Source organism: Janthinobacterium pasteuri (assembly GCF_051380775.1).
Classification (GTDB): Bacteria; Pseudomonadota; Gammaproteobacteria; order Burkholderiales; family Burkholderiaceae_D; genus Janthinobacterium.
Window position 1 is genome coordinate 46,738 of sequence record NZ_JBNYXS010000007.1, and the last position, 23,316, is coordinate 70,053.

General features: G+C 56.4%; 17 protein-coding genes and 1 pseudogene. 5 read left to right on the top strand and 13 right to left on the bottom strand.

Annotation, left to right across the window (positions count from 1 at the left end):
• Nucleotides 1-8: 8 nt before the first annotated feature.
• From ACQ4WN_RS09350 to ACQ4WN_RS09370, 5 genes are all read right to left on the bottom strand, one after another.
• Nucleotides 9-1,784 carry an AIPR family protein gene (locus tag ACQ4WN_RS09350; RefSeq protein ID WP_436551280.1) on the bottom strand — a complete coding sequence of 592 codons (1,776 nt, stop codon included), beginning with the start codon at nt 1,782-1,784 and terminating at the stop codon, nt 9-11.
• Between the two features lie 2 nt (nt 1,785-1,786).
• A complete protein-coding gene (locus ACQ4WN_RS09355) occupies nt 1,787-2,797 on the bottom strand; it encodes a PD-(D/E)XK motif protein (RefSeq protein ID WP_436551281.1) in 1,011 nt (336 codons plus the stop codon).
• Nucleotides 2,781-5,693 (bottom strand): Z1 domain-containing protein, encoded by a 2,913-nt coding sequence (locus ACQ4WN_RS09360; RefSeq protein WP_436551282.1) that lies wholly within the window; start codon nt 5,691-5,693, stop codon nt 2,781-2,783. The genes ACQ4WN_RS09355 and ACQ4WN_RS09360 overlap by 17 nt, the downstream gene beginning before the upstream one ends.
• A 2-nt stretch (nt 5,694-5,695) precedes the next feature.
• Nucleotides 5,696-7,096: an ATP-binding protein gene (locus ACQ4WN_RS09365; protein WP_436551283.1), complete on the bottom strand. Its 1,401-nt coding sequence runs from the start codon at nt 7,094-7,096 to the stop codon at nt 5,696-5,698.
• An 83-nt stretch (nt 7,097-7,179) separates the two neighbouring features.
• On the bottom strand, nt 7,180-9,756 hold the full coding sequence (locus tag ACQ4WN_RS09370; RefSeq protein ID WP_436551444.1) for a sigma-70 family RNA polymerase sigma factor: 2,577 nt from the start codon (nt 9,754-9,756) through the stop codon (nt 7,180-7,182).
• A 359-nt stretch (nt 9,757-10,115) separates the two neighbouring features.
• Here ACQ4WN_RS09370 and ACQ4WN_RS09375 point away from each other — a divergent pair, with 359 nt between their 5' ends.
• From ACQ4WN_RS09375 to ACQ4WN_RS09385, 3 genes are all read left to right on the top strand, one after another.
• The gene (locus tag ACQ4WN_RS09375) at nt 10,116-10,814 is read left to right on the top strand and encodes a hypothetical protein (RefSeq protein ID WP_436551284.1); all 699 of its coding nucleotides are present in this window, start codon (nt 10,116-10,118) and stop codon (nt 10,812-10,814) included.
• An 86-nt stretch (nt 10,815-10,900) separates the two neighbouring features.
• The gene (locus tag ACQ4WN_RS09380) at nt 10,901-11,770 is read left to right on the top strand and encodes an HNH endonuclease (RefSeq protein WP_436551285.1); all 870 of its coding nucleotides are present in this window, start codon (nt 10,901-10,903) and stop codon (nt 11,768-11,770) included.
• A 144-nt stretch (nt 11,771-11,914) separates the two neighbouring features.
• Complete coding sequence (locus tag ACQ4WN_RS09385; RefSeq protein WP_436551286.1) at nt 11,915-12,820, top strand: ankyrin repeat domain-containing protein; 906 nt, start codon at nt 11,915-11,917, stop codon at nt 12,818-12,820.
• Between the two features lie 8 nt (nt 12,821-12,828).
• Here the strand turns inward: ACQ4WN_RS09385 and ACQ4WN_RS09390 are convergent, their stop codons facing one another.
• A complete protein-coding gene (locus ACQ4WN_RS09390; protein WP_436551287.1) occupies nt 12,829-13,374 on the bottom strand; it encodes a hypothetical protein in 546 nt (181 codons plus the stop codon).
• Nucleotides 13,375-14,011: 637 nt separating this feature from the next.
• A pseudogene (locus ACQ4WN_RS09395) lies at nt 14,012-14,254 on the bottom strand (IS481 family transposase); the annotation flags it as partial.
• Between the two features lie 235 nt (nt 14,255-14,489).
• On the opposite strand from ACQ4WN_RS09395, the gene ACQ4WN_RS09400 reads away from it, so the two are divergent.
• Together ACQ4WN_RS09400 and ACQ4WN_RS09405 are read left to right on the top strand one after the other, a co-directional pair.
• A complete protein-coding gene (locus ACQ4WN_RS09400; protein WP_436551288.1) occupies nt 14,490-14,612 on the top strand; it encodes a hypothetical protein in 123 nt (40 codons plus the stop codon).
• Nucleotides 14,613-14,920: 308 nt separating this feature from the next.
• Nucleotides 14,921-17,152 carry an NADP-dependent isocitrate dehydrogenase gene (locus ACQ4WN_RS09405; protein ID WP_436551289.1) on the top strand — a complete coding sequence of 744 codons (2,232 nt, stop codon included), beginning with the start codon at nt 14,921-14,923 and terminating at the stop codon, nt 17,150-17,152.
• A gap of 93 nt (nt 17,153-17,245) precedes the next feature.
• Here the strand turns inward: ACQ4WN_RS09405 and ACQ4WN_RS09410 are convergent, their stop codons facing one another.
• The 6 genes from ACQ4WN_RS09410 to ACQ4WN_RS09435 form a co-directional block, all read right to left on the bottom strand.
• Nucleotides 17,246-17,689, bottom strand: coding sequence for a DUF411 domain-containing protein (locus ACQ4WN_RS09410; protein ID WP_436551290.1), 444 nt, complete (start codon nt 17,687-17,689; stop codon nt 17,246-17,248).
• A gap of 57 nt (nt 17,690-17,746) precedes the next feature.
• Nucleotides 17,747-18,091 carry a hypothetical protein gene (locus tag ACQ4WN_RS09415; protein ID WP_436551291.1) on the bottom strand — a complete coding sequence of 115 codons (345 nt, stop codon included), beginning with the start codon at nt 18,089-18,091 and terminating at the stop codon, nt 17,747-17,749.
• A 48-nt stretch (nt 18,092-18,139) separates the two neighbouring features.
• A complete protein-coding gene (locus ACQ4WN_RS09420) occupies nt 18,140-19,483 on the bottom strand; it encodes a sensor domain-containing protein (protein WP_436551292.1) in 1,344 nt (447 codons plus the stop codon).
• 193 nt (nt 19,484-19,676) lie between these two features.
• On the bottom strand, nt 19,677-20,795 hold the full coding sequence (locus ACQ4WN_RS09425; protein ID WP_436551293.1) for a sulfotransferase family protein: 1,119 nt from the start codon (nt 20,793-20,795) through the stop codon (nt 19,677-19,679).
• A gap of 34 nt (nt 20,796-20,829) precedes the next feature.
• Nucleotides 20,830-21,459, bottom strand: coding sequence for an adenylyl-sulfate kinase (gene cysC / locus ACQ4WN_RS09430; protein ID WP_436551294.1), 630 nt, complete (start codon nt 21,457-21,459; stop codon nt 20,830-20,832).
• Nucleotides 21,460-21,480: 21 nt separating this feature from the next.
• On the bottom strand, nt 21,481-23,196 hold the full coding sequence (locus tag ACQ4WN_RS09435; RefSeq protein WP_436551295.1) for a methyl-accepting chemotaxis protein: 1,716 nt from the start codon (nt 23,194-23,196) through the stop codon (nt 21,481-21,483).
• Between the last annotated feature and the right edge of the window lie 120 nt (nt 23,197-23,316).

Below are 23,316 nucleotides of genomic sequence, written 5' to 3' on the forward strand. Positions count from 1 at the left end.
TGGATATCCTACCCCACCTTGACCTCTGGTATGTTGGAAGCGGCTATCGAGTAGCTGGCGCTCATCACTGCTTCTTTGCATTCTGGCCGCTTGGCCCATTCAGAAACCATGCGACCACCGGCGGAGGAATGTAGCACATCGTTGACTTCCTTGGCCCAAACTGCAATCTGCGAAAGAAGCTCAGAGGAAACTGCTTGCTTTGCCCAAATACGGTCGAGATCAATGCGGGACCCAAGTTTTTCCGATAGCAGTGAGACCGTATACGCAGTAACGTTGGCCTGAAATGCTTGAAACATTGGGCGCAAAAGTTTTTGGGAGTCTCGGTAAATTTTGGCTTTTGCGATCATGGCCTTGAACTCTGGAACTGTTGGCACAGGCACCTCTTGGCCATCGGAGGACGTGAGGGCAGCCATGAAGCGGTCGAAGTTCTTTTGAGACCCTAGACTAACGACATCCGGTTTGCGGTCCCACGCAGTGATGTATTTTGCCAAATCGGTTTTGGTGATGCGCCGCGCCGTCGGAATCGCATCCTTTAGCGCTTTTAGTTTTGCTGGTGTTGTGCCTTCGCGGGTTAGCAGGGTGTTATAGCTACCAGCCGCGCGCTCGTAGAACCACTGGCCGACACCGTCCGGGCAGTATACCGAACGAGAGAGCTTTTCGATTTCGACGTGGAAGGGCTTGTTCGCCGAGAGATCCGACTGCTTGACTGCATTCTGACTGTTGGCGAAGCGCGATATATCTGAGACCAGCGCCTCCTCTTTGGTTGAGTCCTGGGTCTTCATCACGATAATCTTGGCCGGAACTCTGACATGGCTCAAATCGGTGTCGGGATATTTTTTCTTGGTGAAATAGAGCGAGGCAGTTGTTTGGCCACCGTTGACGATCTGAAGCCCTTTAAGCCACGCTATTCCCGTCGCGCCGTCGCCATTTTTGCCCAAACGCATTTCATCGGCCACGATTACGATGCCATTGTTATAGGCCATGAACCGCTCAGGCGCTGAACGCAAAGTGGTTTGAATGCCGGCATTGACTCCTTTTCCTTTGACGCTAAGGAATGAGCGGACGTTGGCTTCAAGTAACCGAGCGCCGAACTTCTCATAGAGCAGTCGGAGAGCCTCGCCGGGGACGGCTGTAAGCGCGTAGTCGTAGTCATCGTTTTCACCAGGCACGAAGACGCAAGGAAGAGGCCCGCCGGAGACCTCGTTGAAATCCACGACCAGCTCGTCGCGAGGTTTCCCCTCGGACCAATGGCGATGAAGCCGTTCGATGTCCATGACTTCGAGACGCACGGCCTTGCCGCCTATGTCGCGCGTCTTGAAGCTTTTGGATTTGGCGACCTTATCGGTGATGACGTATACGCGGATTTGCTCCAAGTCGTTGTAGATGCCGTGCAGTGTCTCCGCGAGCGAACGCACGTCGCTTGAGGGATCGAGTTTCGGAGCCATCTTGCCTTCGGCGCATAGTGTCAGAAAGCGCAGACACTGCTCGACAGCGGTCTTCGTCTCGGAATCCGGGATCGGCGTGGGGATATCGACGTTGGCGTATAGGCTGACGAACAGGTCGAGTTGGTCGCTATCTTCCGACACGGAATAGCCGCTGAGCCTTAAATTCGCATTGCCCACTTTGCCTTCAAAATGGCATTCGACAGGTTCGAACGTCATGCCTATTTCCGACATGTGGTCCATTACGATACCCGCGAATACCAATTCTTCGTATAACGCGCCGTCACGCATTTGTGAGCGGACGGTGGCCTGCGTCTCGCACAGGAATTCAGTCAAATTCATACTTAAATTGCTCCCAATTTTCTTAATGCTCCCTCTGTGCCAACGTTTTCGCCAGGCACCTTCTCGAGGTCAATTTCATACATAGCCTTCATGATACCCGCAGGCACATATCCCAAGGTTAGGCGTGGGAAGTCGCTCGTTACTTCGATAATGCGCGTTTCTGCTTGCTCAAATCGCCGTGGATAGCGCTCAGCGTGTGCGTCGATGTAGCCAGCAGCGAGCAGGCGCTCAGTAAAGAGCCGCTCCGCCTCGGCATCGCCCCGTATTGTCAACCGCATAGCATCGACTATCTCCGGCAGGTTCTGGCCGCTCTCGGTTTGCCGGAGCCGAGCGCCGGCCACAAAGAGAGGTTGCCGCGTCGAATCGTCCAGTTGCTCGAGCGAGCCGATCTTGGCTGTGAAGCCTGCCGTTGACAGTGTGGTTTTGACCTCCAGCGCGCCAGTGCCCAACTCGAAGTCCTGTATTCCGTCGAGTGGGCCAACCCATGATTCAATGGCTAGCGCCGAAGGGATGCCAGCGTTGACGATGGCGCGTAGTAGCGTGAGCTCCCCAATTAAGCCGATCTCGGATTCAGGACTGAGAACTTGCGTTCCTTTGCGCATGAATTCCTGCCAAGCCCCTACGCGCCCTGTGAAGACTCGCAGGAGTTTATTTTCGTCGGCACCGGCCATCACAGCGTCATCTAGAGCTCCGACTACATCGCACGCCATGGCCGCGAAGAGCTCCGCGCTACCCGCAGACTTTCGTGTCAAGGCAAGCCAAAGCTTGCCGCTGCCTTCTGGATCGGCCCGCTCGACCGAGAAGCCCTGGCCTTCGGGGAGTTTGTCGGCTGCGGCGAGCCGCACGGTGGGGAAGCCTACCAACACCGCCTCAGTGTTGTCAGGCGAGCGGCGGCCGGCGCGCACTTGAAGTGGCCCTGCCGGAGGCAGGGAGATGGCCTGCCATCCTGGCTCAATGTCGGCGCCAGTAAGCGACGTCCATGCCATGAGAAATTCGTTACTCGGTCGGGCCATATTGCTGTGTCCAATAGAGAAGGTTCACTTCGTATTCCACCCGGATTCCGTTTTCGCTTGCAGGGAACGCGATGGCGAAAGCCATGATGGGTTTGTCCCAGCCAGGCACAATGAGGTTTTCAGGGAGTTTTTCTTTGCCTTTGTAGTATGGGGCAAGCGTATAGAGCAGTAGCAGACCGCGATCAGCATCGCCACCAAGCCTGTCTCGCGATTCGCGAATCCCTTTGCCGCTAGGAGTGATCGGCAACGTAATGCGGCCTCGGGCTGGCTCTGGCTTCCATGCAGCGCGAGTGCGCGCGAGTGCATCTCGCCATGCATCATCATTGAGATCTATGCCCTCGTCCTTTGGATCGGTGAGAACGCCGATCGCAAACATGGTCGGGTCTTTGGCGCCTGGCGTATCAGGATCTTCGGTCCAGCGTGTTTGGAAGGAGTCGACTTCAAAGTCGCCAGGGAAGACGTGCTTTTCACCAGCCCCTTCGCCGCCGGTAACAAGGGCGACACTCCATTGCTTCAACTTGCCGATGGCTATCATTTTTGTGATGAAATCCGTCAGCACTCCCGCCTTGGCGCTCGTTGCATTTGGATGGGTAGCATAGGCACCTAAGAATGCGAGCACATTCAAGGCGTCCACGTCTCTCCATAGGCGAGCTCCTTGCCACGAATCGGCTTGGCCGTCACGTGAGTATTTCGGCCCGGGCACGAAGTTCATACCAAGGGAGGAGATCAGCGCATCTGTCGCGGCAAGATTTGCCTTCTGGATATTGGCATCCCGATGAAACAGGATGGTTTGAGGCCTCGTGCCGCTGTAAGTCAGAGACAGTGTCTGCGCGTTGCGCATCTTCATGGGCGACGTGACCGTGAGACTCTCGTGCGACATGACTTTGAGGCCGTATTGCTCCGGTGTGAGATTCGCCTTCGCCATGAAATCAAATTCTTCGCGGAGTTCTTCGGATGCATCGGCGATATGGCCGAACCATTTCACCAAGTCTGGGGATGTGTAGAGTCGGCAGAGGTCCAAATAACCAGGGCGGTAGCCGAACCAACGTCCCATCTGCATAAGGGTGTCATACATCTTGGTCGTGCGAACGAAATAGCTTACGCAGAGGCCTTCAAGGGTCAGGCCGCGAGCAAGCTTGTCCCCGCCGACGGCGATGACTTTTAGAGCTGCACCGGGTGTGGCGTAGTCCAATGCGTCCTTGGCCGTTCCATTGATGGAGCGAACGGCAATATCGCCGAGCACATCTGGCAGCTTCGCTACCACATCATCCCATGAGGGTAGTTCAGGAGGGCGCTCCTCAGAGGGCGAGAGCTCCGCGACCATATCTCGTGTGGGGATGAAGTCCTCGTCCCAGAGCTTGCGCATTTGTGCAAGCAGTTCATTAGCGTCGCTGCCACGGGTGATCTTCTGGCGCATGCGGCGCACTGTTTCCTCTACTTGCTCACGCACATGGTCTTGGACGGCTACATATCGAGTGACGTGAATCAGCATAGAGCTGTGTTCGATCCCTTGGCCGCGCAATTCTCGCGCCGCGCATACAAGCACGAAGGAGTGGATAGCGTTGCGCAGCGACAGCGGTATCGTCTCTTGGCCCTTATGGAGCGGGAGGTGTGTCTTCTTGTGTTTGGGCGGCATCCATCCCGAGTCGGAATCGGGATCATAGTGGTCCAAGATGCTGCGTGCCAACGGCAGAGCCCCCACGCGGCCGTCCTTGGTCAGTTTGCCAAACATGCGGGCGGGGCCGACGTAGTTCGATGGAGCGGCTAGATTGATAATGAAAGCTTTTGGAAAGAGGTCGGGTCCTTCCTTGGCTGTGGCGCCCTTGTGGTGAATGTAGATGTTGGCGAATGGCGTGGCTGTGTATCCCACGTAGGCCTTGCGAGTAAAGGAGTGGAGCAGTTGGCGGATCAGGCTGTTGATGGTTTTTGGCTGATGCTCCTCGTCAGGGGTCCCATCATCGTTGAAAGCCTGTTCGCCTGTATCCACCGAGGCGTTGTCAGCTTCGTCGTCGATCATCAGGAGCGGCAGCTTGGTGACCAATTTCCAATTGGGCATTGAGCTTGGTGAATCAGCTACGCGTGCTTGAATCCATTTAAGGAGCTCTGTCAGCACAGTTTTTTGCTTCTTAACCACGAAGATCCAAGGTCGCTCTTCAGGGGAAATACCATTAAAATGTTTTGCGATGGCTTTGCTGAAATCGCCATTTTCTGCCCTGGTCGTCGCTGAGTTTGTTTTCAGGTCCTCTCCATACGCAGCCACGCCGATGGCCGCGCCAGCGTCGCGGTCTGCCGTTGTTTCGTATCCCAGGAAGCCTTCCTCGAGACGCATCTGGGTCTGTGAGCGCAGGTTGTTGTGCATGCCTGCCAGCACAATGATGATCTTGTAGCCGGCGTCTGCAGCCTTATTGATCAAGCCCGTATAGTTGCTGGTCTTCCCTGATTGCACATGCCCCACGACGAGCCCCCGTCGATCCCAGGAATCGGTTCGCAGAGGATCTTCGAGGAGCCCGAGAATGTCATCAGTCGCTTCGTCTAGTCCATCGACGACCACGTCTGACAATTTGGACTCCTGATAGTCGCGGTAGCGTCGCCAGTAATGCCATTCTTTCTTGCGGGCTGCATTCAACCAATCGAAGTGCCCCGCGATGTCGACGAGGGTAGTTGCCTTGCCCATCCGATGACTGAACCGTTGGATTAGAGTGGCGACTACTTTGGCTTCGTCCAAAGCGATAGGTGGATCGGTAGCGAACATCGCCGCTGCCAACGTCACCTTGGCAGCGATGTAGGAGGGCGTAATCTTCGACGAATCCTTCTCTGCCTTCACTAGTCGCTGCGCGGTGGCGATGACATCTTCGAGGAGCTGTGTCTGCGCGACTGCCTCTTCTGCTGCAATCATTTCTAACTCCCTAGTTTTGCGACGAGCGCAGGATATTTTTGGAATGGTTCTGTGCGCGCCATCGACTTGCGCGCGTCTTCTACGCTAAGGCCCTTGCGCTCGATCAGATCATTGAAGAGCACTCCGGCGACCTCGATTACGGCCGAATTGGGCTCACCTTCGAAGCTTGTTCGTGGGGTCTCTTTGTTTTCAGCAGTGTCCAGCCAGATGCGCTGCACGGGAACAGTCTCTTCGATTACCCGAAGCATTGACTTGATCAGAGGAGCGAGCGTTCCGGCACTTTCCAGGACGGCAGCAACGGAGGGGTGAGTCTCTTCTATCCTATACCGCATGCCCGCTTTGACGCGCTCTACACGCCAAGCCTGCTCAATGGGAATATTGCCTTTCGCGGGCGCTGGCGTGCCACGATAGGCGAATACGCGCCGGGCCCGCTCGCGGGTATTTTCGGCCAAGAGCATAAGCCAAGGGCGAAGCGATACAGGCGGACGGGCTGTCGATTTTCGAACATCGATTTTCCAGTCAGCATCGGCTGTGTTAGGAATATCTAGGCGTATTCGCGCTAGTCGATGGGCTTCTTCCCTGTTCCATGCGCGGGAATTGCCAAGCCCTAACCATCCACCCGCAACCAAGAGCCGCTCGTTTCGGTAGACGTAGAAGCCTTGCTGCGCTGTCCAACCGCCGGGACCGGCGTTAGATTCGAATTCGGCAGCGGTTAGCTTGTCACGGTGCGGCAACACGTGGCATTGCACCGACACGATTCCGTAGCTGGTGGTATGGTTTGTGGTCGGCGATGTCCATGGCTTTGCTGGATGTCCTAACATGAACGGGTCCCAAGGCGAGACGAGACGTCCATTCAAAAAAAGTTTAAGCTTTGGCCGAGGGCCCTGCATTAGCCGATGAAAGACCATCGCCAGATGAGACTCGACGTTGTCAATGAGATCGTGAAAGTCGTCTGATGTGTAGCCGGAAGTGACCACACGGTCCATTGTTTCCCATAGGATCAGTGTGCCGGTCTTATTTCCTTTCAAGCCCGCGAGGAAGGGTTTCGATCCGTGGGCTGAGCCTTCGAAAAGAAGCCAGCCTCCCTCTGGATTCGCGGCGAGCTCGTCTAGGTCCCAGCGTAGGCAACTTGTGACGCCTCCTTTGACTGTAGCCACAGTTAGTCTACGACATTGTGATAACGACGATGTTTTAAGGCCCATGCCAAAACGTCCGAGGTCGTGGGCGGAGCGAGCATCGAGTGGGTTTTTGTCGCCAAGGCGCATCGCGCTTTCGAGTTCGGCGTCATCCATGCCACGACCATCGTCGAGAATGGTAACGCGGCTACTCGGCCCGTCCCATGTGAAGTCAATGCGGACTTCTTCTGCATCTGCAGAAATGCTGTTGTCGATGATGTCGGCCAAAGCTGCTGCTGTCGAGTATCCTAATCCGCGTAAAGATTCGAGCATTGCCATCGCGCGTGGGGGCGCACTTCGTGTTTTTGAACTCATTTCCAATAGCCTTTCCCTAGCATGAACTCGAACCCTAAAGCCATTAGTTTGCGGGTCAATTTTCGATAGCGGTCGTCAGGTATATCAATAAAATTGATCCATATTTTTCCTGTTGTTCCTATACGTTCATCGACAATAGAAATACCTAAGCCCGTGGCCTCCTCTATTAGTCTATCTATGCTTGACGCCTTTGCAGGCGGGGTGGTGATCGCAGGCGAATGTATGGCAGAGGCATCTGAATGTATCTGATTGGCTTCTTGTGAGTGGGCGGCCTCGCTAGGCTGGGAAGGAGCATCTTGAGCAACCTCCTCTTTGGGAAATGGATATCCAAAGAATGCGCTCGATAAAGCATCGATGCGGCTAGGTTGCATCAACTTTCGGATTGCTTTGGCTTCGATCTGGCGAATACGTTCTCTTGTGACCTCGTATCGCTGGCCAATGTCATCTAGCGTCAATGAGTCGCCGACCCCGATCCCATAGCGTAGCCGAATAATTTGCTCTTCCCTCGGCTTGAGCGTGGCCAGAACTCTGCCAATTGTTTTGTGCACCTCGGATTTGAGCGCGATGTCAAAAGGGTCAGGCGAAACGAAATCCGACTGTGCATCGACGGCAATCATTTCATCAATAGGTAGATCATGTATTGGTAGCGGTTCAGGAGCTATGCTTAGAAGCGCTGATACTTTCCGGGCAGACATTTCCATGCGGGTCGCGACTTCATTCAGATTAGGCTCTCGTCCAATCTCGGATTCAAGCGCAAGGGTTTCGCGAGTGAGACGTTGAGTCTTCTCATAAACATGGACAGGAACGCGAATTGTTCTGCCTTTGTCGGCGACATGGCGCCCAATTTGCTGGCGTATCCACCAGGTAGCATAAGTGGAAAATTTGAATCCTCGGCGCCAATCGTAGCGTTCAATGGCTTTCAACAGGCCGATGTTTCCCTCTTGCGCCAAGTCGTCCAAGGGTTCGCCACTATAGAGATACTTTTTTGCGAGATGGAAAACGAGCTTTAAATTTGCGGCCGCCATCCGCTCTCGGGCGGCTTGGTAAGCCTTCATAGCGTTGTTATATTCGAATGCCGCAGAGCCTGGATTACCATTGGGTTCAGCGTCAGCCAGCTCCAAGAGAAAGCGGCGGTTCAATCGGAGGGACGATAGCGTGTCGCGGACGGCCTGCCATTGAGCTCCGCGCTGAGCTGGAACTATCGGAAGGCTGGCAAGTCTGTCCACCGCATCTGAGAATTCTGACGCGAAATCCCCAAGTGGGAGGCTGACGTCGAATTGCGAGTCTTCATCGGATTCGACTTCTTCATCAGACTGATCTATGCCAGCCATCTCGGCATCGCTTTCGCTATCAGGCTCTGATTCAAGGTCTGGTTGCGCTTCGGTCGGTCCACGCGATAGCCAAGTTAGAGGTTTTTGCTTGGACTTGATCATGCTCCCGGCGGCCAGCGCAAGGCTAATCCCGCGAGGCCAAGTTGCCAAGACGTCAAGCGCTCGTTCAAGTTCGACTTCCATGGCTTTGCCTAGCTCGACCTCTTCGTCGGCCGAAATTAGCCTCTCTCGCTGGAATTCCTTTTGGTAGATGCGGAGAGGTTCTGAGTAGCGACTAGTCACGTTGTCAATAAATGCTAACGTATCCGCAACTATTTCTTCCTCATCCGGATTTTCCTCGGGCTTGACGAAGACCTCGAAATTTTCGTTTGAACTGACGTATTCGAGTCGCTCATCGACTTCGGCACCAAGATCGTTGATAACCATGGTTAGCAGTGCCTCAGCTTCGGGGTTTTCCGATTGGTCATCGTTTAGCGACAAGGCTTCGAGCGACGCACGAGGAACGCTGCCCTCTCGAGAAGCTCGAAGCAGCAATGCGCGCAGCAGTTCGCGGGTTTCGGCGTCGCCAGTGCGAGCCAACGGCATCGAGCGCTCCGGCAGGTATAGATCAATGTCCTCCCAATCTTCCGACGAATCTATTGGCTCGTGCTTTGAAATGGACTCTTGGAGCGTGCTTGCTGCTTGGGCCACAGACGGATCGACCGCGGGAGGGGGCATGTCCTCCTCCGGCTCCCAGCCGGACAAGTCAAATTCGAGCCCTGTTTCCAGCTCGTCCTCTTTTATGTCGATTTGGATATTGAGTAGAGCGATATCCTCAGCTCTGTTCGTGGCGCCGAAGGTTAGGGGCGGCTCTACGGCTGGATTGCCTGGGGAGGAGCAAGCTTCTCTTGGAGACGGAACCACGTTAGGGAGCGATCCGTCAGATGTATCGATCGGAAAAATCACAGGCATCAATATCGAAGCCGCTTCGTGCGCTCCTGCGTCAACGGCGATGGCATGCGCTGTTTTTCCTGACGGGGCTAGTAAACCTTTGTTCGCTCCTGCGTCGAGCAGGAGTTTACATATAGTAAATTTGTTTCTGGCCGCCGACAGCATCAGGGGCGTGAGTCCATTTCCATCTCGCGCATTGAGATCGTCGCCTCGATCGATGTGAATTCGAACCGCGCTCTCGACTCCTGCCACGACTGCCATTTTTAGGAAACGATTGAGAGGACGCATGTCGGCAATATTCGTGTCGATCATCCGCACGTTTGCGTCCGGGCCTCTGCAGCGAAGTGACTGCGCTCAAAAATGAAACTTTTTAGACACTTTGTCGCTGTCATGTTGCATTGTTTATTTGATATTTTCGATGTTCCGCTGGGCATGTTTTCTCTGCCAAATTGTGTTATAAAACAAATTTCTTGTATTTGAATAAATTCTACAGCAGATGGCTAGAGACAGCACGCTTCATGTTCATTTTTCAATAAGCTTATTTTGCAATTATAAAAAAGTGCGATAAATGCCGGGGGCTCGGCAGAATCCTTGTGATTGAAAAAGTGGAGACTGTTCGGCGTTATCTAAATGGCATCCTTCTTGGGATTTTTCTTTGATTGGGCTCACTGGTGAATGATCCGAAGAAGCTTTTTGTTGATGCGCGTATGACCGGAATGTGCATTTTTTGCGGAGCCAAGCCTGATACTCGGGATCATTGTCCGTCAAAAGTGTTGCTCGACGAACCCTTTCCATTGAACCTCCCAGTCGTGGCAGCATGTGAACAATGTAATCAGTCGTTTTCAAGTGACGAACGATATTTGGCATGCCTAGTGGAATGCGTGATATGTGGATCGGCAGATCCTGCTTTAGTCCGGCGCGACAATATCCGGCGTATTCTCTCGCAGGTTCCACAGCTTGCCGCGCAGATTCAATCGTCGATGTCCTTGGACTTACTTGGAGATAAGACTTGGAGTGTTGAGATGGATCGTGTTAGAAATGTGGTCTTGAAGCTCGCGCGGGGGCATCTTGATTACGAACTCAGCATCCAGGAGTTTGGAGAGCCGGACGTGTTCGAAATCGTCCCGTTTGCCCTTATGGATGAGGCCCAACAGGCGTTTTTCGAGAGTCCTGAGCTTGGTGTGATGGCTGTCTGGCCCGAGTTGGGATCGAGGGCATTCATGAGAGCTTTACCATCCGGAGCGAGGGTCGCAGACGGTTGGATAGAGGTTCAATATGGGCGATACCGGTATCTTGCCGGGCAGACTGATGGTAATTACGTGCATATTGTGCTCAGCGAATATCTCGCGTGCCGTGTTGTGTGGGCGTAGGGATTTCTATCATAGTGTTTTTATCTTGGGTCAAACGCAGGGCGCGAATGACTGAATTCAACGTCTAGTTTAAGCAGATCCATAGCATGCATATTGAGGCAAAATTTTACGAAACCTATTATTTATGTTCCATTGTTGATGGAATATTAAAGAACAGGTTTGAGCATATCGTGGCTTTGGAGGCATTTCATTGCGATGGGCAATGGGCAGGATGGTTTGCTCCCTACAAAAAATATTCCGTATTCCATCAGTTCATTGAATTTGTTGTCCGGAATGTTCACTCCGAACAGGCGGAAGAGGTGGAGTTGCCCTCTTGCCATAGCATGACAGATTTAGGCAGAAAGATAGTCACGAAATTTGGTGATTCTTATGCTTGCAAGCTTCCAATTGAAAATGCCTTTGATCGTCACGGTATTGATTATCAGAGCTTTTCGGATCATTTGGCCGATTTGGGCAAGTCATACCTTGATGCCGATGACGATGATGTCTATGATTTCATGAATGAGATATGGTTGTCTGAGTCATATGAAAAGCTTATGGATCAAACGGTTGGAGAAATCTTCCATGTGTTGTTTCAAAACCGGCAATTGTTATTAGATTTCAATGATTACATGTCGAGCATTCTGAGTGTCGCCACCGTCGAGGATGCGGAGGATTTGGATCATACATTGCTTTCTCCTCGAGGAACTTTGCTTCGAGTTAGGCCGCCAAAGTGGGCGCAACGCGCCGTTTTCTATCGAGACCGTGGGCGCTGCGTCTTGTGCGACAGTGATTTATCTGGTTTGGCGAATATCGAGAATGTGGAAAACTATGATCACATTGTTTCTCTCGCGCAGTTCGGACTAAATGACGTCAGCAATTTGCAATTGCTCTGCGTGCATTGCAACCAAATTGAAAAAAAGGACGGGGCCGCCATTACTTCTGGGCGCTATCAATCATGGTATTCCACCGACTAATGTTTGGATGGCTTGGTCTGACTCCGCGCCTGGTAGGGCGACAACTATAGCTATTATGGGTTTTCAATCTTGGCTGGACAACGTGACGCCTATGGAACTTGGCCGTTTTCGAGCCAACCGGACGGCCGCCCTATGGACATCTGCGTGGCCATCCTAACGGGCCGGCTTACGGGCGTGTCCGAGCGCCTGACTATCCACGAATTTGGCGGGCGGGCCGCAGTTGCGTCGTCCAAAGCTTTCCACGACGCCGAGCGATCTGAGTTGGATGCCACGGTGCGCGGTGACTCGTATTCGCGCACGACAGGACGAGGTTTTTGCCAGCTATATTATAGGGGGGGGCTGATGGTCAACATTAATGACGATAAATCTTTCAAGTTAGCTTTGATCACCGAAGACTTGCAAGGCGACCAGTCCAAAGACGATTTCGCTGCCGTGTGCGAGCAAGCGCGGGCGGCGATGAGCCCGCACGATATTGGCAGCGATTTCCGTCGTGCCTACTTCAGTTGCATGAGCGATCCTAAGATCCTTATGAGCCAAATCCAGGCCGACATGATGGACAACTACATGGTCGCCGCCTTCGCATGCATTGAGCTGGGCGTCCCGAAGCATTTTCCATTGATCGCATGGGCCGCGCTGAATAAGATGGACTTCGAGGGCCTGCAAGGTGAGATTGCCTGCATGCGCACGCTGATGTGGGGTGGCTTCGACGTTAACAGCCAAACACCGGAAGGCGGCATTTCTGCGCTCCATGCAATGTGCAATTTGAAATGGGGCAGGGGAGCACATCCTAGGGCTGTCCATCACCTCATTGAGAACGGTGCAGACGTAAACATTCAATCTGCCACGGGCGACACGCCAATGATCACTCTATGCGGCCATGCGGCTTGGAACGAAGACATCGACAGAACGTTTTATTTACTGTTCGATGCTGGTGCGGACTTGGAGGTGGAGGCCGAGGATGGCGTTTCAGCATGGCTCTTGCTTCAAGGCCAGCAGAAGGAAAATCCACATCCACTGCGTGAGCAGCTTATTTCTGAATTGTCAGAATAGTTCCGAGCTCAGCCCGTTCGGAAAAACTCGACCTCTGACACGAGGTTGAGATTGCGTCGATCGACCGTGTGTTCGAACTCTTGGAGATAGATGCTGTGCGAGGATGGCCCCGCGATGATTGATGCGCACGGGGCCGTCGTGCTGAGAACGACACCACCTTTTCCGACTTTGTTTAAACCCCCGGCAAACATTTGAGCCGTTTCAAGTTTTGGTGTCCAGCCACTCCCGACAGAGCCATCTTCCCAACGCTCGATGCTTTCGCCTCTATACAGGACTTGGTCCTGTCCAATGTAAGCCGGCAACCAAATTCTCAGCATATCCAGAAGCAAATGGTCATTGGCCACTAGCTCGCGTATTTTGTGAGCGCTCTCCGTCCACCTGACGTGAAAGGTCTTTGAGTCCCCCGGTTTCATAGGAGGCGTGTTTATCATCTGCCCCATGAGCTCTTGCCAGCGCTGCTTAGTCTTCGCTTTGTCCGGATTTTCAATGTGAGGGTTGTAATACATTCCTTCCAAGATGTTGGAAAGGAGAGGGGCGTATCCATTCTTGAGCATATTTTTTGATGTGTCTGGTGCGCGTGAGAAGTCGGTCTGGCCTAGCGATCTTAGGCGCCCAAGGTTTATTTAGGCCGCAACCAGTATCCATGGTGATAGCTCAAAAGGCAACCGAGGTCCAGATGCCTGCCGTGTTAGTCCTTGGCCACGTGGTATCAAGAAGTGTCACCCGGCTTTGCCGTTGAGGCAGCACGGCGTCGCCTATGTAGGCAGGTGAGGAGGCGACGCGGCGTCGCCCTGTAGGCAGGTGAGGAGGGGGCGCAAATTCAATTCGACAAACATTCCACCAAAATGATATTATCTGGCTGCGCTTAGCGCATGTTTCCCCTATGAAGGCGACCAATCTGCGCACCCCATTCACACTGCAGGGGTCGCAAGTTCGAAACTTGCACTTCCCACCAAGAATTCGCTGTAAAATCAAATGCTTATATTAAAGCCGCCTGTCATTGATAGGCGGCTTTTTTTATGGGTGTGATTTCCGGGTGTGATTTATTTTTTCTGAACCAGTGCAGAAAGCTCAACGAGCGCCGCTCGTTGAGCATCGATCTGCAAGTGGGCATATCGCCGCACTCGGCCGCATCGATGTGATGGTTTTTGGTTAGCCGTGCAGGAGATGCCCTTGGCTGCAAAACGCAAAGGGCAGCAGCAAGGTTTTGCGCAGTTCGATCACGATCAGTTCCTGCTCTGGCGTGAGCGTCGTTTTCAGCGTCTTTGGGCAATGCGAACCATCGTCCGGGCTGGCGCGATCCTGCCATTTGCGGATCGTTTGCCGCGTGACGTTGTAGAGTCGGGCCAGTTCGGCTTGTGGTAACGTCGATTTCTTGATTTCCTCGCGGATCAGGTGGCCCGTTCGCGCTTGGCTGTGGAGGGCTTGGGTCATCAGGCTGCCAGTAAAAGATCAGATTGGAACAGTGTACGCAAAGCCTGCCTGGCCTTGAAGAGTGGCCAGCTACGCATGGGTACATGATCCCACGAATCTACACAGCTAAGCTCTTCGCAAACGGGAGGCGCCACCTCCGAATTCATCGAATGATTGCCATGGCCGGCCATCGCCGCTTGGTTGCTTGGTGGGTTCGCGCATGGCTGCGCGGCGCTTTGCCGGGTTTTGGGTTTTCTTGGTCAGCAATGTGCTGTGGGTCTGGTGGGGCTGGCAAGACGAGGCCTGGGCCTTGATCGTGCTGAACGTTTGCCTGGCGCTCACGAATGTGCGCGGCATCGTCAAGAACGAGCGGGCGTGACATCGCCTCCACTTGAATATTGCCAATATTGAATGATTCTCCGTGGCCGCATACATGCCTTGCTATTGTCCTGCGCCCATTCCAAGGAGGAAAATGGCCGTTCGGGCCTGGCAGCTTCAGATATTTGCTGTCTTATATAAGATTCGTCGCCATCGGATACACAAACAGCGGCAGGACAGTCTAAAATACGTGGTGGGCAAGCACGGCGTCACCGCCGGCACACTAGCCGTCCAAAGCAAGGCTAACCGCTCTGTGTTTGGACTGAAGAAAGTTAACCACCAGGCATCACCGCATACAAGGGAATGAACATGGCAACACAAAAATCCAAAATCATCTACACGCTGACTGACGAGGCGCCGCTGCTCGCGACGTATTCCCTGCTGCCGATTATCAAAAAATTCACCGCGCCGGCTGGCGTGGATGTCGTTGCCACTGATATTTCGGTGGCGTCGCGTGTACTGGCTGAATTTCCCGAATTCCTGACGGACGCGCAAAAAGTCCCGAATACCCTGGCTGAACTGGGCAAATTGACCCAGAATCCGGACACCAACATCATCAAACTGCCGAACATCAGCGCTTCCCAAGGTCAATTGATCGCTTGCGTGCGCGAATTGCAAGGCCGTGGCTACAAGCTGCCGGATTACCCGGAAGATGCGAAGACGGACGAAGAAAAGGCCTTGAAGGCCCGTTATGGCAAGTGCATCGGCAGCTCGGTCAACCCGGTCCTGCGTGAAGGCAATTCTGACCGTCGCGCACCGAAGGCTGTCAAAGAGTATGCGCGCAAGCACCCGCATTCGATGGGCGAATGGAGCCAGTCGTCGCAAACCCACGTGTCGCATATGCACCATGGTGACTTTTACCATGGCGAAAAATCGCTGACCCTGGAAAAGGCTCGTGATGTCAAGATGGAACTGGTCACCGCCTCGGGCAAGACCATCGTGCTGAAACCGAAGGTTACGCTGCAAGCGGGCGAAATCATCGACAGCATGTTCATGAGCAAGAAAGCGCTGCTGGAGTTCTACGAGAAGGAAATCGACGACGCCTTCAAGACGGGCGTGATGTTCTCGCTGCACGTCAAGGCGACCATGATGAAGGTCTCGCACCCGATCGTCTTCGGCCACTGCGTGCGTATTTTCTACAAGGACGCGTTCGCCAAGCACGCTGAACTGTTCGACAAGCTGGGTGTGAATGTCAACAATGGCATGAGCAACCTGTACGACAAGATCGAAACGCTGCCAGCGTCGCAAAAAGACGAAGTGCTGAAAGATTTGCACGCCTGTCACGCGCATCGTCCGGAACTGGCCATGGTCGATTCGGCCAAGGGCATCACCAACTTCCATTCGCCGAACGACATCATCGTCGACGCGTCCATGCCCGCCATGATCCGTATCGGCGGCAAGATGTGGGGTGCCGATGGCCGTCCGAAGGATGTCAAGGCAGTCATGCCGGAATCGACTTTCGCGCGTATCTACCAGGAAATGATCGGTTTCTGCAAATGGCATGGCAACTTCGATCCGAAGACCATGGGCACCGTGCCGAACGTGGGCCTGATGGCGCAGCAAGCGGAAGAGTACGGTTCGCACGACAAGACCTTTGAAGTGCCAGAAGGCGGCACCGCCAACATCACCGACCTGGAAACGGGCGAAGTGCTGCTGACGCAAACGGTGGAAGAGGGCGATATCTGGCGCATGTGCCAGGTCAAGGACGCGCCGATCCGCGACTGGGTCAAGCTGGCTGTCACCCGTGCGCGCAACTCGGGCATGCCTGCCGTGTTCTGGCTCGATTCCTACCGTCCGCACGAGAACGAAGTCATCAAGAAGGTACAGGTTTACCTGAAAGATCACGACACCAAGGGCCTGGACATCCAGATCATGTCGCAGACGCGCGCCATGCGCTACACCCTGGAACGCGCCTTCCGCGGTCTGGACACCATCTCGGTGACCGGCAACATCCTGCGCGATTACCTGACCGACCTGTTCCCGATCCTGGAACTGGGCACCAGCGCCAAGATGCTGTCGATCGTGCCGTTGATGGCCGGTGGCGGCATGTACGAAACGGGCGCCGGCGGTTCGGCACCGAAACACGTCAAGCAACTGGTGGAAGAAAACCATTTGCGCTGGGATTCGCTGGGTGAATTCCTGGCCCTGGCCGTGTCGCTGGAAGACATGGGTATCAAGACGGGTAATGCAAAGGCCAAAATCCTCGCGAAAACCCTGGATGAAGCCACCGGCAAGTTGCTGGACAACAGCAAGTCGCCATCGCCACGTACCGGCGAACTCGACAACCGCGGCAGCCATTTCTATCTGGCGATGTACTGGGCGCAAGCGCTGGTAGCGCAGAAGGACGATGCGGAACTGGCAGCGCACTTCGCGCCATTGGCAAAAGCCCTGGCCGAGAATGAAGAGAAGATCGTCGCCGAGCTGAAAGCAGTGCAAGGCAAGGAAATGGATATCGGCGGCTACTATCTGCCCGATCCGGCCAAGACGGAAGCGGTCATGCGTCCTAGCGCCAGCCTGAATGCTGTGCTCGACAGCATCTGATGCAGTCCTGACAGGCAGTAAGTTCTTTGCTGCCTGATAAAAAACAACGCCGCCGGGAGTGATCCTGGCGGCGTTTTTCATTTCCCCTCAGTTTTATTTATAGTGCTTGTAGACCTCGGTGCTGCCATTGTTCTTGACCAGCAAGACGTCATACGCATCCTTGCGCGGTCCTTCCATGCCTGGCGAACCCATCGGCATTGCCGGCACGGCCAAGCCTTTCGCCTTGGGTTTCTCGCGCAACAACTGCTTGATCTCGCTGGCAGGCACGTGGCCTTCGATGGCGTAGCCGTTGACGAGGCCCGTGTGGCAGGAACCGAGCGCATCGGGAATGCCGGCCAGCTTGCGGTATTGCGCCGGCAGCTCGACATTTTTTGCGCGTACCGTAAAACCGTTCGCTTCCAGATGCTTGATCCATTCGGAACAGCAGCCGCAGGAGGCGCTCTTGTAGACTTCAATGACGGGCAGGGCCGCCATGGCGAACGTGGGCAAGCCCAGCATGGCGGCGAAGGCGCCACGCAATAGGAAATGTTTGATCATGTGTTGCTTTCAGATGGAATAGGGCTATCGTGGCCACACGGGTGGCCTGCTTGGAATTTAAGTGGAAAGCGGTCTCGGCGGCCGGCGCGGGCTGTCGGGAATGAATCCCGTCAGCAAGGTGGCCGTTGCGATGGTGACTTGCTGCGCGCCGGTGCAGGCTGCGGCAGGAACGGTGAGGCAGGGCGGCATCAGTGCGCCCAGGCAAAAACTGGAACAGGCACCGCACGCCGGGTGCCTGGCAGGAGTCTTGTTTTCTTCTTGCGTGCCGGTGCTGTGCGGCACGGCGGATGACTGCGCAGCGTGATGCTGGCAGTTCGCTGCCATCATGGCGGCAGCCACCGCCTGCAGCGGCACCGCCGTGATGAACAGCAGGATCAGCCATGTTTTGAAGAGTCTTGGCATCGAAGGAAAATATAGCATGGGGGCAATGTCGCCAGAAGCAGGCATCCGCTAGCGCGCGGCGGCGGCGGCGCGCGTCTTCGATGCGTACATGGCCCGGTCCGCATGGCGCAGCAGCTGCTGCATGGTATCGCCGTCGTCCGGATAGTGGGCGACGCCGATGCTGACGGCGATGTGCAATTGCTGGCCGTTGCCCAGGTCCAGCGGCGCGGCCAGGGCCGCATGGATTTTTTGCTCGATCAGGCTGACGTCCGCCGGTGTGACATTGCTTTCCAGAAGCACGACGAACTCATCGCCACCCATCCTGGCCAGGGTGTCTGTTTCGCGCATGCAATCTCGCAGGCGGTTCGCCACCGTCTGCAGCAGCAGGTCGCCACAGGCATGGCCGTGGTCGTCGTTGACCCGCTTGAAGTTGTTCAGATCCAGGAACAGCAGCGACAGCCGGCCCTCCTGGCGGTGCGCGCGCGCGAACGCCGTGTGCAGGCGGTCGTGGAACAGGCGGCGGTTCGGCAGGCGGGTCAGCTCATCGTGCATGGCCATGAATTGCATTTGCGTCTGCAATTGCCGGCGCTCGATGGCCGTGGCCAGTTGTTTGGCGACAAATTGCAGCAAATCCTGGTCTTGCTCCGTGCCGATGTCGGCGTCCTGGGCGCCTTGCACAGCCAGCACGCCGATGCTGCCCATGGAAGAATACAGCGGCACGGCCAGCCAGCAGGAGGACAGGGCGACGGCCGCCGTTTGCAGCGCCACCGGCAGGCCGGCCAGTTGTCCCGGCTGCAGCAGCACGGGGCGGCCGCTGCGCAAGACTTCGTCGCACAGCAGGCTGGCCAGGGACGACGTTGGCTGGGGCGTGTTGTCGTCGGCCTGGCAGGTCATGGGGGGCTGGGCGCCGTGTTCGTCATGCAGCAGCAAGGTCAGGCTGCGCGTCGGCAAGTGTTCGCCGATGATGTGCTGGATACGGTGCAGCAAGGCGGGCAAGTCTTGCGTCGCTTGCATCGCTTCGGAAATGGCGTACAGCGCGGCCTGCTTTGCCTGCGCCTGTTTCAGCTGGGTGATGTCGCGCGCCACCGCCACGCGCAGCTGGTCGGCGGCGCACCAGCGGGCTGACCACATGATGTGCGCCAGCCGGCCGTCCTTGCGCAGGTAGCGGTTTTCAAAGTGCGTCTGGGCATGGCCATCCATGATGGCACTCGCTGCCGCCAGGGTGCGGGCGCGGTCGGCGGGGGCGACCAGGTCGAGCATGAGCTTGCCGATCATTTCCTGCTGCGTGTAACCGAAGATGCGTTCGCAGGCCGCACTGACGAACACGAAGCGGCCCTCCACATCGACCATGCACACGGCGTCGAGCAGCAAATCGGTGAAACTGGCGACCGGCGCGCTAATCATATGTTTCATATGCCCACCATTCTAGTGGACATTGCCGATGGATATTGTATTTGTTGTTTTTGGAAAACAAAGAGCGTTGATCATGGCTTGCCGGCCCGGCTGCGGCGGCATGCTCATGCTGAATACTTCGGTGGAGGCATCCGCTCAAAAAGTTGCTTTCCAGATGCAGGAGCGCAGGCTGGAGCAGGTGATGGCCAGGTTCTTAATCACTGACGACAAACGCGTCCGGATTGAGTTGATCCAGCGTAACGATGGTGCCGCTGCCCGGCGCGCCGCTGCTCTGGCCAAGTCGCGCGTGCAACTGGGCCAGATAGTCGGCGCGGCAGCGGCGCAGCACGTAATCGCGGAAGTTATCGTGTTCCAGCGCGCGCCAGGCGCGTTCGCGTCCTTGCGCCGAGCGCATGCCGGCCGGCTCGATCAGCGCGGGCGTGATGCTGGCGTCGCCGCGGCTCAGGCGCGTGTAGCCGTAGCGATCCATATAGGGGCCGGCGAGTGTTTCGATGAGGTTAATGTCATCGTCCGACAGTTGCTGCCTGAATTTGTCGATGTTGGCCGCGATCGGCGCATAACAGTTGGCCGACCAGAGCGACGACAACTGCGCGATTTGCCGCGCTTCCGCCGACGCGGCCACGTCCAGCATTTGCGGCAGGAAGGTGATACCGAGAAAGTCACATACCGTTTCCAGCGTCTCTTGTTGCCGCGACAGGAAATCTTCATAGCGTATCGTCAGCACGCGCTGCCGATAGCGTTGCGCGACATGGTCGGCTGCCGCATGGGCGGCCAGCCAGGTTCTGGCATTAAGCAGCGTGTCGAAATCGTGGATGATGGCGCGGTTCATCGACGCCACTTGCGCGCGCGGATCGCGCACCACGTTCAGGAACAGCATGTCCGGATACAGCTTCACGATGTCGTCGGCGTAATGCACGCTGTCGAGCGACTTGTCCATCACCACCTGCGCGTGGCGCCGTTCGCCCGCGCGCAACAGCAACTCCCATGCCACGCGGTGGATGCTGCGCGGCTGGCTGCGCAGCGACTCGAATACTTCCACCGGATCGAAGACGACTCCCGGCCACTTGACCATGCTGGCCGCCGCCAGCCCCACTACATCGACCACCAGGCGAAAGTAGGCGCGGTCGTCGCGCAAATCGCCGTACAGGGGCAGCAGCGGCATCATATCGACCAGGTGCAGCGGATACGGTGAATAGAACTGGGGCGACAGGTTCAGGCGCAGGCGCAGGGCATGGCTACCGCAGCGGCGCAGGGGGATCATCATGACGGGGCGCGGGCGCGCGCCGTGGCCGGGATGGTGGCTGCTGCTCATCGCATCATTCCTCGAAAAAGGTGGGCGCACGGCATCAGATGAAGCACGGGCACAGCTGCTGGAACAGTCGTTCGCAGGCCTGTTCCAGCGACAGCGCGCCCGTGTCCAGCGTCAGCGCCGGTGTCAGCGGTGCTTCGTAGGGCGCCGAGACGCCCGTAAATGCAGGGATCAGTCCGGCCCGCGCTTTTTTGTACAGTCCCTTGGGGTCGCGTTCCTCGCATAGCGCGCTCGGCGTGCTGATGTAGGTTTCGATAAAATTGTCGCTGCCGATGATCTGGCGCGCCATCTCGCGGTCGCTGCGCAGCGGCGAGATGAAGGCGCAGATGACCATCATGCCGGCATCGTTCATCAGCCTGGCCACGACGGCGCTGCGGCGGATGTTTTCCTGGCGATCTCGGGGAGAAAAGCCCAGGTCGCCATTCAGGTGGTAGCGCATATTGTCGCCGTCGAGCACGCAGCTCAGGTGGCCTTCTGCCAGCAGCTGCCTTTCCAGCGCGTACGCCAGCGTCGACTTGCCAGCGCCGCTCAGGCCGGTCAGCCACAGCGTCGCAGCCCGCTGGCCGACCAGCGGCCCCCGCTGTTCTTTGCCGATATGGCCGGCATGCGGGAAGATGTGCGTCGCCACCACGTCGCCCGCAGCGGCGATCTGTTCCAGTTTACCCATGTGCCACTCCCCGTTGCCGGCTCAAAACTGTTCCCACTCGATTTCGCTGGGCTTGGCGACGGCCGGCCGGGCCGGCTTTGCCGTGGCGGGTGCGCGCCGCACTGCCAGCGGCGGTGGCGGTGGCGGACGGCGTACTACGCGCAGTGCCGCATCGCGGCCGCCAGCGATGTTGCCCACGCGGAAGACGCTGACCACGTCGTTCAGGTTGTTGACCTGTTCCTGCATCGCTTGCGCGGCGGCGGCGGCTTCTTCGACCAGTGCCGCATTTTGCTGCGTCACATTGTCCATTTGCGTCACGGCCATATTAATTTGCTCGATGCCGGACGATTGTTCCTGGCTGGCGGACATCATTTCAGACATGATGCCGGTGACGCGCCTGACGCTGGCGACCACCTCGTGCATGGTCGACCCGGCCTGTTCCACCAGCCGGTTGCCGGCCTGGACCTTGTCGACCGAGTCGCCGATCAAGTCCTTGATTTCCCTGGCCGCCGCGGCCGAGCGCTGCGCCAGATTGCGCACCTCGGTGGCCACCACGGCAAAGCCGCGCCCCTGTTCTCCGGCACGGGCCGCCTCGACCGCCGCGTTCAGGGCCAGGATATTCGTCTGGAAGGCGATGCCGTCGATGACGGCGATGATGTCGACGATCTTGCGCGCCGAGACATCGATGGCCGCCATGGTATCGACCACCTGCGCCACCACGGCGCCGCCCTTGGTGGCAACATCGGAGGCCGATTCGGCCAGCCCGTTGGCCTGGCGCGCATGGTCGGTGTTGATGCGCACGGTGCTGGTCAGTTCTTCCATGGACGAAGCGGTTTGCTCCAGCGTACTGGCCTGCTGTTCCGTGCGCGCCGACAAGTCCAGGTTGCCCATGGCGATTTGTCCCGCCGCCGTGGCGATGGTCTCGGTGCTGGCGTGAACTTGCTGGACGATTTGCGCCAGGCTGTCGCGCATCGATTGCATGGCGTACAGCAGGCTGTGCGTGTCGCCGGCGCGGGTGTGAATGGCGACGGCCAGGTTGCCGCTGGCGATCTGCCCGGCGATTGCCGCTGCTTCGCCGGGCTCGCAACCGAGTTGGCGCATCACCCCGCGCGTGATCAGCACGGCGGCCAGCAGGCTGGTGAGCAGGGCCAGCGAGCCGATGCTCAGCATCACCAGGCGCGCCTGGCTGTAGGCAGCTTCGGCCATGCTGGAGGCCTCGTTATTCTGCTTTTCCTCGACGGCGATCAAGGTGCGCAGCAATTCCCACCAGCGCTTTTGCACGGGGCGGAATTCATAACGCAGCAGCTTGTAGGCTTCGTCCTGTTTCTGGTTCAGCGCCAGTGCGGCGGCCCGCTGAATGAAGGGCGCCGCCAGCTCGCTTTGTCTGCGGATTTGTTCGAGCAGGCTCTTTTCTTCGTTCGATGTGCCTTCCAGCTTGGCGAACATCGCCCCCAGCTTTTGCTGGGCGGAGGCGTATTTTTTTTCTTGGTCCGCGATGCGCGCGACCTCGATCTGGATCTCCTTCTCTTCTTTCAGCAAAATCAGATTGCGCAGCGCCAGCGCCCGCTCCGTTACTGTCAAGTCCATAGTCTGGACCAGCCTGGTTTCGACGTTGTTGACCTTGGTTGCTTCATCCATGCGGTCCTGGATTTGCCGCATGCTGGTCAGTCCCAGAGCGATGACCAGCAACAGGAACAGGGCGGCCAGGCCAAAGCCCAGGCCGAGCCGCTTGGCGATGCTTACGTTTAAAAATTTCATGCTGCCTCCTTAAGGCCATGCTTGCTGTTTCGCATACGCTAATGCGGATTTATCGTGAAGCACTCAGCGATCATAGTGATTGCGGGCAGGCGGAATGTCACACAAAGTCACTTTCATCAT